The 12,071-nt window shown below is 46.2% G+C and carries 10 protein-coding genes; 3 read left to right on the forward strand and 7 right to left on the reverse strand.

Going from position 1 to position 12,071, the window contains the following annotated elements; translation table 11 throughout:
* Positions 1 to 77 precede the first annotated feature (77 nt).
* Together AC2TF5_RS18410 and AC2TF5_RS18415 are read right to left on the reverse strand one after the other, a co-directional pair.
* The gene (locus AC2TF5_RS18410) at positions 78 to 1,310 is read right to left on the reverse strand and encodes an alpha-L-fucosidase (protein ID WP_491298621.1); all 1,233 of its coding nucleotides are present in this window, start codon (positions 1,308 to 1,310) and stop codon (positions 78 to 80) included.
* A 73-nt stretch (positions 1,311 to 1,383) separates the two neighbouring features.
* Positions 1,384 to 3,153: a glycoside hydrolase family 35 protein gene (locus tag AC2TF5_RS18415; protein ID WP_491298622.1), complete on the reverse strand. Its 1,770-nt coding sequence runs from the start codon at positions 3,151 to 3,153 to the stop codon at positions 1,384 to 1,386.
* Positions 3,154 to 3,354: 201 nt separating this feature from the next.
* Here AC2TF5_RS18415 and AC2TF5_RS18420 point away from each other — a divergent pair, with 201 nt between their 5' ends.
* On the forward strand, positions 3,355 to 4,206 hold the full coding sequence (locus AC2TF5_RS18420; RefSeq protein ID WP_491298623.1) for an AraC family transcriptional regulator: 852 nt from the start codon (positions 3,355 to 3,357) through the stop codon (positions 4,204 to 4,206).
* Between the two features lie 159 nt (positions 4,207 to 4,365).
* Here the strand turns inward: AC2TF5_RS18420 and AC2TF5_RS18425 are convergent, their stop codons facing one another.
* Complete coding sequence (locus AC2TF5_RS18425) at positions 4,366 to 5,202, reverse strand: AraC family transcriptional regulator (protein ID WP_491298624.1); 837 nt, start codon at positions 5,200 to 5,202, stop codon at positions 4,366 to 4,368.
* 119 nt (positions 5,203 to 5,321) lie between these two features.
* Here AC2TF5_RS18425 and AC2TF5_RS18430 point away from each other — a divergent pair, with 119 nt between their 5' ends.
* Positions 5,322 to 6,317: a Gfo/Idh/MocA family protein gene (locus tag AC2TF5_RS18430; RefSeq protein WP_491298625.1), complete on the forward strand. Its 996-nt coding sequence runs from the start codon at positions 5,322 to 5,324 to the stop codon at positions 6,315 to 6,317.
* Between the two features lie 25 nt (positions 6,318 to 6,342).
* Positions 6,343 to 7,281 (forward strand): aldo/keto reductase, encoded by a 939-nt coding sequence (locus AC2TF5_RS18435; protein ID WP_491298626.1) that lies wholly within the window; start codon positions 6,343 to 6,345, stop codon positions 7,279 to 7,281.
* A 239-nt stretch (positions 7,282 to 7,520) separates the two neighbouring features.
* Here AC2TF5_RS18435 and AC2TF5_RS18440 read toward each other — a convergent pair whose 3' ends face one another.
* The 4 genes from AC2TF5_RS18440 to AC2TF5_RS18455 all read right to left on the reverse strand — a co-directional run bounded on the left by AC2TF5_RS18440 (position 7,521) and on the right by AC2TF5_RS18455 (position 11,730).
* Positions 7,521 to 8,591 (reverse strand): Gfo/Idh/MocA family protein, encoded by a 1,071-nt coding sequence (locus AC2TF5_RS18440; protein ID WP_491298627.1) that lies wholly within the window; start codon positions 8,589 to 8,591, stop codon positions 7,521 to 7,523.
* Positions 8,592 to 8,674: 83 nt separating this feature from the next.
* The gene (locus tag AC2TF5_RS18445; protein ID WP_491298628.1) at positions 8,675 to 9,766 is read right to left on the reverse strand and encodes a Gfo/Idh/MocA family protein; all 1,092 of its coding nucleotides are present in this window, start codon (positions 9,764 to 9,766) and stop codon (positions 8,675 to 8,677) included.
* Between the two features lies 1 nt (position 9,767).
* On the reverse strand, positions 9,768 to 10,721 hold the full coding sequence (locus AC2TF5_RS18450) for an AraC family transcriptional regulator (protein WP_208914708.1): 954 nt from the start codon (positions 10,719 to 10,721) through the stop codon (positions 9,768 to 9,770).
* 4 nt (positions 10,722 to 10,725) lie between these two features.
* Positions 10,726 to 11,730 carry a Gfo/Idh/MocA family protein gene (locus AC2TF5_RS18455; RefSeq protein WP_491298630.1) on the reverse strand — a complete coding sequence of 335 codons (1,005 nt, stop codon included), beginning with the start codon at positions 11,728 to 11,730 and terminating at the stop codon, positions 10,726 to 10,728.
* Between the last annotated feature and the right edge of the window lie 341 nt (positions 11,731 to 12,071).

Genomic DNA, 12,071 nt, shown 5'->3' on the forward strand with positions numbered 1-12,071 from the left:
AAATAAGTAAGCATAGTTATAAAAACCTATTTATGAGTTAATTCGAGTTAATACGAGTTAATTAAGTTTCTTTTTCTTTAGATATTAAATGTCTTAAGAGAACGGATGAGCGGCTCCCCAACGCTTTCCAACACCCTTAACCGGATCCGGTCTGTCCGAATGGTGTCAAACGAGTCAATTTTCTTATGACCGATCGCGCTTCCACGAACCAATTCTGTCCAGGTATCCTGCTGCCAGGCCTCCAATACATAAGCACGGATTCGCTCTCCCTGAGAAATTTCCTCCATCAGTAATATATGATTGATAGATTCTTCCGTTTCCATCGCCAGTTCCACGATGCTTCCAGTGCTTGATGTTTCAGCCAGCGGGGCAGAAAACCTCTTTCTCAATTCATTGCCGAATTCCAGTACGCGTTCAACATCCGTCTCAGGCAGTAACCCCGTATTATCAGGTGCCAGGTTAAGAAGCAAGTTACATCCATGTCCAACGGATCGGTAATACACATCCAGTAAGTGATTCAGAGTATGCAGACTGTGCTCATCATTAGGGTGCCAGAACCAATGCTCCTTACGAATAGGAACATCGCATTCAGCAGGTACCCATCGGGGCGTCTCCGGCAACCATGTCAGCGACTCCTCAGTAAACATGCTGATTCTGGCACTCTCCGCGGTATTCCAACAAGGGTAAGGAGCCACCCCGTCCTCGTTCCCCACCCAGCGAATCGTCGGCGCACCCATATTGAAGATCAACGCATCCGGCTGATACTGCTCTATGAGTCCCATGATCCGGAGCCAATCGTATTCTCGTCCTTCAGACCCCGCCCCATCAAACCATATTTCCACGAGCGGTCCATATTGTGTAAGAAGCTCTGTTAGCTGCTCGGCATAAAAATCGTCATACTCTTCTTTGTTGTCATAACACGGCTCATGCCGGTCCCAAGGGGACAAGTAAATTCCAAAGCCGATACCTTCCTCCATGCAGGCATCCGCACATTCCCGAACTACATCCCCTTGCCCCTGTCTCCACGGGCTGGACTTCACCGAGTAATCCGTTGTGCGAGTCGGCCATAGACAGAAACCATCGTGGTGCTTGGTGGTTAAAATAAAATATTTGAATCCCGCTTCTTTTGCCGTCCGGACCCACTGCCTTGCATCTAAGCGGGATGGATTAAACAATTCAGGCGAATCATTGCCCTCTCCCCATTCTTGATCGCAAAACGTATTCATTCCAAAGTGGCAAAACATGCCCATCTCCATATCCTGCCATTGCAGCTGCTGTTTTGTAGGTTTTGCTAAGATTTCTGTTTCCATTGGATCACTCCCTTTTTAGTCCGAAGTCATGATGTTCCCCTAGATGTTCAAGTGGCCGTCGGTCCTGCTCTGGCTAACCTAAATCCGGTTTATCCACCAGCTCAACCTGAGCCGTATCCGTATGATGCAATTCAAGAATTAGAATTTCATTACGGCCTTTTCGAAGGAGCGGGCCAGGAAGGTACAGCGTCCGTTGTGGTCCCTCCTTCCAGTAACGCCCAAGATTAAAGCCGTTGATCCAAACAACTCCCTTGCACCAGCCATCTAAGCGAACGAAAGTGTCGGCGATATCTTCGACATCAAACTCGCTCTTATAGAACCCCGGTCGCTCGGTTCTTTCCTCGATCACCGTCATATCCGTGAACAGAACGGAGGATGTGTCTTCCAATGGCAGCGGATAAATCGTCCAGTCAAACAGAAACTGATTGTTCATCCTTACCCCTTCGGTAATTCCTTTATGGTCCTTGAGCTTGGGACCGTAGTTCACGCGGCCCATGTTCTCAACAACAATATCCAGTTTGGCGCCGCTTTCAGGAATATGGAGTGGGAAACTTTGCGGGTTCCACCGCTCTGTCGTTCCTTGATAAACGCCGTCCAGAAAAATCTGAGCCCGGTCATGCACCTCTTGAAGGTGCAAAGTCTCTCCAATACGTGGCCCAGAAATATGCGTTGAATATACGATGAATCCATAACTTTGTCCAAGCATTTCCATAGGAACGGGGGTTATGCTCTTCACTGGCTCTGACAGATGAGGCAATTGATCTAACATGTCAGCTTTCTGTGTCATTGTGATCGTACCGTAACTCTTTTTCGGGATAGGTGGTGGCAGTTCCACCAAGTCAGGCAGGTTCAGAGCACCATTTTCCCGAAAACCTTCGATGACGCTGCGCACAGCCTCATATTTATCCGTTACATCCCCGCATTCAGATAAGGGAGAATCATAGTCGTAACTCGTAATGGTCGCTTCATACTTGTCATGATAATTGGCTCCATTATAAAAACCAAAATTCGTTCCTCCATGGAACATATAAAAATTAACGGAAGCGCCCGCTTGCAGCATATTGTTAAACACACCGGCTGCATCTTGAGCATCACGCGTATGATGCGGCTTCAGCCAATGATCGAACCAACCATTCCAGTACTCCATGCACATCAGCGGTTCATCCGGGCGGTATTCTCTTAACTTTGCAAAAGCCTCTTCCGGTCTTGATCCGAAGTTAACCGTTGCAAGCACACCTGACATACTTCCACCTTGCAGCATTCCGTTGTCCGGACCATCGGACGTAAACAGCAGTACGTCCACCCCTCGGCGGATCAAGCCTTCCTTCAAGTAATTCAAATAGGATTGGTCATTACCGTAGCTACCATATTCATTCTCGATCTGCACCGCAATAACAGGACCACCGTTCGTGCTCAGCAGCGGAACAAGTCGAGGGATCAGTGTATCGTAATATCTGTCGACCTTCTCTAGATACACCTCATCCATACACCGCAGCTTGATATTCGGATAACGGAGAAGCCATGCCGGCAATCCTCCGAATTCCCATTCCGCACATATATATGGACTAGGTCTCAGAATCACATGCAGGCCCAGTCTCTCAGCAATCCGGACAAATCCTTCCACATCTGCTAAACCTTCAAAACAAAATTGTTCTTCCTGCGGTTCATGCAAATTCCAGGGAAGATACGTTTCCACCGTATTGAACCCGCATGCTTTCAGTTTTAAGAGACGATCTTCCCAATATTCCGGAACTACACGAAAATAGTGCACTGCGCCGGACAGGATTTGAAACGGCTTCCCATCCCATTGAAATTGTTGGTTTACCACTTGTAATTGAGTCACGGCTACCCCTCCATAATTTAATGAACATTAACGTTTCCATACTTGTATCATCCATGAAAGGGGCACTTTCCTCAATCTCCAAATGGAGCATTTTCTATACCTTTTGTGCCATACTTACACTTACTCTCATTACACTCATGTTATGATGGTTATACGGCAACAGATCAGTAGAAAAGCTATTACATATACAAGGAGCTGCCTATGGATTTGATCAATACTTTGCAGGTTGTAGGCTGCCATTTCGACGTCCAGCCTCCCGGATGGTGTTATCCGAGACATCACCATCATTTATTCGAGCTGTTATGCTGCCTTGAAGGCAAAGTCATTCAGGAGGTCAACCGTGACAACATTATTTTGCGCCCGGGAGATTGGATTCTGATCAAGGCTGGTATGAGACATCAGACGATGAATACTTCCGGCTCCCAGTACGGATATTTTAATGTGCATTTTGATCTGGATGTTCCCGAAATCCGTACTATGCTGGCCACTGCTCCATATCGGCATATCCCTCATCAAGAAGCAGAGCGAACAAAACTAAGCTCCTACGTCGCCGAACTTGAAAGAATCATTCAACGTAATCGGTCTCCAGAAGGCTCTGGAACGACAGAAACCTTCCGGTTTGAAGACAAGCTGCTGCTGCAGTCCTATACCCTTCTTATCATTCATGACATCCTGACTTTGCTGCACGAGCTTCCTGCACCACACATTCCGACAGCCCGGGAGGGATCTCTACCAGCAACGGATGTTGCCCATGCTATTGAAGAAAAATTGTCCCAAGGCATAAACGAGGATACGTCCGTAGCCAGTGTAGCGAAGGAGTTGAATTTAAGCCGCAGCCAATGCAGCAAACTCTTTTCCAAAGTTTATGGTCTGTCCCCAAGACAATATATAAGCCGCCAAAAGCTCAACTCTGCCAAAGAGCTTCTCGTCACGACCAATCTGCCGATGACAGACATTGCCGAAAAGCTTGGTTTTCGTTCAGCCAGCCATTTCTCCAGACAGTTCCGCCGCTGGACCGGTCAGTCTCCGACCGAATATAAGCCCAAGCAATAAACTCATAAAGAGCCACTGCTGGTTGACAAGACCAGGATAGATCATGTTTTTTCACAAAAATATGATACGGAAGTTCTTACGCTGGAAGCACCCGGAAGCAAAGGAGATGATTCGCCTTTCTTACGGGTGCTATGCCTTGAATATGGGGATAGAGGTTGATTACACCTTAAACAACCGTCTATACTCCGATGGCGTCATTCCCTCATGCTCCATAAACCTTTTGTTAAAATAACTCACGCTTGGATAACCGGCATCTACAGCAATCTGCCCGATCGTAATATCCTTTCGCTCCAGCAGCCACTGCTTCGCCATTTGAAGCCGGCAGCGAGTGATGAAATCCATCGGCGTCATCTCCATCACATTCCGGAACAACTTACAGAAATAGTACGTACTGACACCGAGCCGTTCGGCCCATTCCTCCAAAACGAATGGCTGAGCCGCCTCTTGTTGCATCATGGGCAGCAGCTCCAAAATACGTTTGCCAGACGTATGCAGTTTACTCCGTGATAACGGTGAGGCCTGCTGAACGAATACGGCAAGTAAAGCATAGGTAAGTGTCGATAGATGCGTCAAATCCAACATACGGTTTGTTTCAGCCTCGCGAAGCAGTGCTTCATGGGCAAGTTCAAAAGCGGATTGCTGGCGAATACTCCACAATTGGCTTTTGTGAAAGTTTCGCTCAATGAAATAATTTTGCAGACCGCTTCCATAAAAATGCACCCAGCGAACGTCCCAAGGATCATCTTCACTGCTGTAGTAATGCTGAATTTGCATCGGTAAATATAATACCGCTTCTCCCGGTCCAAGCTCATACACTTGGTTATCGATCTCAACGTACCCTTTGCCAGAAGCGACATAGTGAATATTGAAATTGTTCAATGCCCCGGCTTTTCGAAAAACATAGTGATCTGGCTCATCCCGATAGACACCAACCGATTCCGGAAAACAGAAAAAAGGCATTTGTGGAAGGGTAAGCAGGTGAATTTGTCTTTTCATACAGCATCTCCATGACAATATTGTTATATATACTCACAAAATAATACTATATTAATTTTAGAATCGGTCTCATATAATCACAATATAATATTAATTACATTTAGGAGCTGATCATTCATATGAGTCGCAAACTTAAATGGGGTATACTGGGCTGCGCCAGCATCGCGAAACGGGCGGTCATTCCAGGTCTACAGCAATCCAAGTTCAATGAAGTATCCGCCATCGCCAGCCGCGATATAGACAAATCCAAATCTACAGCAGAAGAATTCAATATTCCAAAAGCATACGGCAGCTACGAAGCTCTGCTGGAGGACCCTGATATCGATGCTGTCTACATACCGCTTCCTAACCATCTGCATAAAGAATGGAGCATTCGGGCCGCGGAAGCAGGCAAGCATATTCTATGCGAGAAGCCGCTTGCTTTAACGGCGAGTGAAGCAGCTGAAATGGCGGAAGCGGCGGCAAAAGCTGGCGTTATCCTGTCCGAAGCTTTTATGTATCGGTATCATCCACGTTATGACATGATCAAGGACCTGCTAAATTCAGGCTCTATTGGCCAGATTCGCGCCATACACAGCTCATTTACATTCAACAATGCGGCGGACACTCAAAATGTTCGCTATCAAAAAGATTGGGGAGGCGGTTCAATCTACGATGTCGGCTGTTACCCAATTCATGCTGCTCGTCTTCTGTTGGATCAAGAACCTGAAGCTGTTACCGTTCAAGCGTTCTTCTCTCCAGAGCATGATGATGTCGACATGATGGCCTCCGGACTGATCGAATTTAGCAATGCTGTGTCACTAACGTTTGATTGCGGCATGTGGGCAGCGTTCCGAAACCCGCTTGAAGTCCTCGGAACGGAAGGAAGCATCGAAGTTCCTCACGCCTACACCATACCCTCAGGTGGTGACCATTTTTACCTGAACAAAAACGGTGAACGTCAGCTAATAACGGTCACTGAAGCAAACGCTTACAGTGAGCAAGGAGATCATCTGGCAGATGTTATCTTGAACAACGCACCACTCCGATTTGGAACAGAAGACGCGATCAGCAATATGAAAGTAATTGATGCTTGCTTGCTGTCTGCCCGCGAACGAATAAGAGTTACACTTTAGCTGGATTGAAGGAGGTTAAGCAGTTATGAAAACCATCTCCATTAAAGGATTAAACAAACCTGTATCTGTCCTGATGAAGGGATCTGATTACTTCTATCACGACAATTATGAGAAAGCCGCTGCCAATCTGGATGCTTATTTTTCCATCGGCGGCAATTCCATTGACACGGCCCACATCTATTGCGGAGGACAAAGCGAGGAAGTGATCGGGCGTTATATGCAGGAGAGGGGCAATCGGGACCAGTGGGTCATTTTGACAAAAGGTGCTCACCATGATCAGAACGGCCCCCGTGTGAACAAACAGGACATCCGAAGCGACATTACGATGAGTCTGGAAAAATTACAGACCGATTTTATCGACTTGTACGCTTTGCACCGGGATGACCCTGCAGTGCCAGTTGGAGAAGTTGTAGAAGCATTGAATGAATATATAACTGATGGAACCGTCGGAGCCATTGGAGTTTCCAACTGGACCTGGCAGCGAATTCAGGCGGCAAACGAATATGCCGCCGCGAATGGCTTGACAGGCTTCTCCTTCAGCAGTCCGAACTTGAGTCTAGCTAAGGCCAATGAACCGTTCTGGGCAGGGTGCGTTTCCGCGGATGAAGAAACCTGTGCTTGGCATGAAGCGGAACAGCTTCCGCTGCTGTCATGGTCTTCTCAGGCGAGAGGCTTCTTCACAGGTCGTTTCTCACCGGAAATCCGTGATAATGCAGACCTTGTTCGGGTGTTCTATAGTGATGACAATTGGGAGCGGCTGGAGCGGGCAAAACAGCTTGGCGCATCCAAAAACGTGAGCGCAATACAGATTGCACTCGCCTACGTGCTGAATCAACCGTTCCCGACCTGTGCACTAATCGGTGCACAAAGTACCGAAGAGCTTACCTCCTGTCAAGAGGGAGCACTCCTAAAACTGTCGCGTGAAGAAATGAACTGGCTGGATTTAACATCAGATCAGCTGTAAACGGAATCATATAAGAGATCGCCTGCCACGTCATGGCTTCATGTGGATCAGGCGGTCTTTTTTCGAAAAATTGTTTCTATGTATAATGGCTATATTAAATGATTGCAGGATATTGATTCATGTTAACAAAAAGAGCGAAAACAAAAGATCAGCTATAGCTTTAGAGTCGCTCTAAAGTATAACTGATCTTCTATGTGTTACTGACTTATTTCATTAATAATATCTAATCTAGGAATTTCTTACGCAGGGTAAATATCAAAATCCTTCAAGGTTTCTCCCGTTCTGCCTGACTCAAATACAGCATCGATCAGGTTCAGTACACGCAGCACTTCCTCGTTCTTCACAATCGGCTCACTCTTTCCTTCAATGACAGCCGCAAAGTTGTCGAAAAAGCTGCTGGAATTACGGAACGGTTCAGGAAGCGTACCTGTGATGGTAGCTTCTTCCGAAGGAGGGGCCATCGTTTTGGTCAGGCCCACCCCAGCTTGAATCGGAGTAGGTTCCACTTTAACGGCATCCTGATTTCTTGAAACCACTCTGCCATTTAATGACCAGTCCTCAATAACACCTGTTCCTTCAGTTCCTTTGACATACCAGCGTGGCAGCGTAATGAAATTGGTCGTTCCGACCTCGATAACGGCAGATACTCCGTTTTCGAATTGGAGAACAGCTTCAAAGCCGTCATCAACTTCATCGCCAAGAATAAAGCTCAAGCGGCTGCTCAGGCTGGTAATTCGGCTGTCCACCATAAAGAGGACTTGGTCCAGCAGATGAACGCCCCAGTCGAGGAGCATGCCGCCGCCATGTTGCTCGAGATGGCGCCAGTCTCCTGGAATACCGTTAGCCCCGTGAACTCTTGATTCAATACGGAACAGGTCTCCAATTGTTTTTTCGTTGTACATTTGCTTAATCGTCAGGAAATCTTCATCCCAACGGCGGTTTTGGTGAACCATCAGCACTCGGCCTGCTTCATCAGCAGCAGCAACCATCTCCTTAAAGTCTTGAACGGAAAGGGTAACCGGCTTCTCGCAGATGACATGTTTGCCGGCTTTAAATGCTTGTAGTGCCAATTCTTTGTGCACATCATTAGGCGTAGCGATGAGGATAACATCAACGGAAGAGTCGCTCAGTACCTCTTCATAGCTTTCATAAGCAGGGTAACCTGCTTCAATAGATGCTGTCCGACGATTTTGCAAAATGTCGTACGTTCCTGTAACTTCAAGATAATTGTTATCCTTGATCAGCTTGGCATGGTAACTTCCCATACCTCCATACCCTACGATGACGATAGCGTGTTTAGTAGTAGTCATGAATTCACAGCTCCTTTGATCTTCAGCAATTAACATGTGTCTTCATAAATTATAATATATTGTACAGATAAACGTTATCTTTATTATTTGTTTTCATTCATATAAACGGCTTTTCCGGTACGGGCCGATTCATACAGGGCTTCCAAAATTTCAGAAACGACACATGCCTGTTCAGGAGTTACAACCGGTTCCAGATCCTTGTCAATCGCTTCAATCCATTTTCTCATCTCAATATCCGGCGCACTTTCTTCACGACCTTCATAAAAAGCGACCCCGCCAGACCCTAAATCAATATTGTTGGTGTATAAGCGGCTGAATTTCTCACCGTTAATACGTAGGCCCTCTTTCATATCCGCACCTGCCTCTGTACCACTCAAGCTGCACTTCGCCTCATCCACTTCAAGAGAGTTCAGTGCCCAGCTAGATTCTAGCATAACCGTAGCTCCATTCTCCATAACGATCATACCAAAAGCTGAATCCTCTACCGTGAACTTCTCCGGATCCCATGGTCCCCAAGCATTCGCGGCATTCTCTTTTTTCGCAAGCTCGTGATACTTCGTTCCCAAAACTACTTTCGGCTTGTAGTTGTCCATCATCCACAAGGTAAGATCCAGCGCGTGGGTACCGATATCGATCAACGGGCCTCCGCCTTGCTTTTCTTCATCCAGGAATACACCCCAGGTAGGTACCGCTCTTCTCCGGATCGCATGCGCTTTTGCAAAATAAACATGACCAAGCTCTCCATCTTCACACAGCTGTTTCAGATACAAGCTGTCTTCTCTGAAGCGGTTGTTGTAACCGATCGTCAGCTTCTTACCCGTTCTCTTTGCTGCTTCAACCATGCTACGTGCTTCCGCAGCGGTCTTTGCCATCGGCTTTTCACACATAACATGTTTGCCTGCTTCAAGGGAAGCAATAGAAATTTCTGCATGGGACTCGTTTGGCGTAAGAACATGAATAATATCAATCGTGCCGTCCTGTAACAGTTCTTGATAATCCGTGTAAATCTTTGCCTCGTCGATACCATATTTTGAAGCTGCTTCTTCTGCACGGCTTTGAACGATATCACAAAACGCAACAAGTTCAACACTGTTCAGCTTGCTTAAACTCGGCAAATGCTTGCCGTTCGCAATTCCGCCACATCCGATAATACCTACACGATATACTTTACTCATCCTAATCACCATCACTTTTCATTATTTTTGTTTTTGCCTTGCGGTATGCTCCTGGCGTCATGCCCAAACGCTTGCGGAACACCGCATGTAAATAGGTAGCATTCGCAAAGCCTTCAGACTGGGCAATTTGTTCAATCGGCATCGAGCTTTCTTTCAGCCTGCGGCATACCGCTTCCAATCGGATATCTTCCAGCGCCTTACTAAAGGAGCTTTTCGGGTTCATCTGCTTAAAAACCCTTTGCAGCTGCCTTGGGCTGATATTCAGTTTCTCAGCCACATTTTCCAGCGTAAGGCTTGCCGGATAATTTGCCTCCATATAATGAATGGCATATTGATACCGATAAGAAAGCATATCCCGAACCGGCGCCTCTGCTCGAATTCCATCTGAATCGTAAGCTCTTGCGGCCTTCATTAAAATACTAATGACCAATTGTTTAATCGATGTGTAATATCCTGCAAACTTACCGTCACACACATGATAGGCTTCGAGAAAACAATTCATCGCTTTATGGGAATCATAGGCTGGTATGAGCGGTAACTTTCTCAACTTCTCGATACACTCCTCAGCCTCAGCAGCCTCCCAGGGGTCAACATCTATCCTTAGTTTCTCCGTAATATCGACATGCAGACAAAGCTCATCCATAGCTTCATGGATATCCGCCTCCTGATAATGCATGACGCCAGGGCCCGTTAAATAGAACATCCCCTCCGATAAAGAGTAAGCCTGCTCCTCGAGAATCACCCGCCCCTTACCTCTCGGGATAAAATGAAACTCAAATTCAGCATGATTATGAAAATCTATCACTTTTCCCGGGGAAAACGTGGTCAGATGAAATCTCAAAACATGAATTTCGTAATGGCCCCACGCGATCCGAATGTCCAGCCTTTCGAGCATATCCTGCTTCTCAAACATTACCCCGTAAGGAAAAGTGGTTCCACGCTTTAAATCATCCATAAACTTAAGATTTTAACTCTTCCAGCCGGACAACACGGCCTTCTTTATTAGAAAGGTTAGCGGCTTCCATCAAACGGGTAAGTTCTATAGCCATGTTAATATTGTCATCAGCTGTTGTACCATTCTGAATGTGACCAACCCACTGATGGAACGCGCTTTCACGATTATCGCGAACAGGCACTTCTGTCCAGACCGGGTTGCCTTCTCCGGAGCGGTTCGTTTTCAGCAGGAGCTTCTCTTCCGGTGTTCCGTACAGCAAAGTACCCTCAGTACCGTGAACCTCGATTGTAAATGGGGAGTGACTGTTCACAAAACCCGCTTCCACCACACCGATTGCACCAGATGCTGTATGCAATGTTGCCGCTGCATTATCCTCTACCTCTTTGCCTGTCACATAACCGAAATTAGCGCTCACTCCAGTTACCTCTTCTCCCAAAAACAACCGGGTTAAATACATCGGATGACAGCCAAGATCAATCAGCGCACCACCAAAGCATTGTTCCAGACTATAAAAATGTTCAGGAAGCCAGCCAGCTAAAGCCCCGTTATGGGACAAACGGACTCTGACGTAAGTAATCTTTCCAAGCATATCCTGGTTCAAAATGTCCTGAACAGCCAGCGTATATCCATCATTTAAACGAGGTAAAGAAACAGTCAATTTCACGCCTTGCTTCTCAACCTCGGACACAATTTCATTCACTTCCGTTAATGTCGGAGCAATCACCTTTTCGGTAAAGATGTGTTTTCCCGCCTTGGCAACTGCAAGCATAACATCGCGGTGCATATTCGTAGGGGCATCCACAATGACCGCATCGAGATCCTTTTGAGCAAGCATGTCATCTAGATTTTCATAAAATGGAACTTGAAGCTGATCGGCGGCTTTTTTTCCGCGTACCGGATCCTCATCCCAGACTGCTGCTATCTCCGTATCGTCATGCTCCTGAGCCTGTTTCGTATAATCCCAGGCGTGAACATGCCAGTAGCTGATCTTGCCGATTTTAATGCTCAATTGGTCATACCTCCCAATATATAATATCCTGACATCCACTTATAAAAGTAACACATCTTGAATCATTTTTTTAGTAGAACTATACGACAAATATTATATAAAATTGCGACACATCAAAAAATAGTGAGCGGTTTCACAAATGACATACTATAATTAGATTTATTATGCTTTATTCTCAATAATTGGAGGTTGGATACGTGAGGAGACCGTTGTATAACAGACCTTTCATGAAATTGTTGTCTACTGTCGTTTCAACTCTCTCTATCTCGCCATTTACGGGAATATACAATTATATGCCAATGAATGACCAAAGCGCAGACGTTTATTATTTTTCCTTCAGC

It is taken from the genome of Paenibacillus sp. JNUCC 34, from assembly GCF_058269055.1.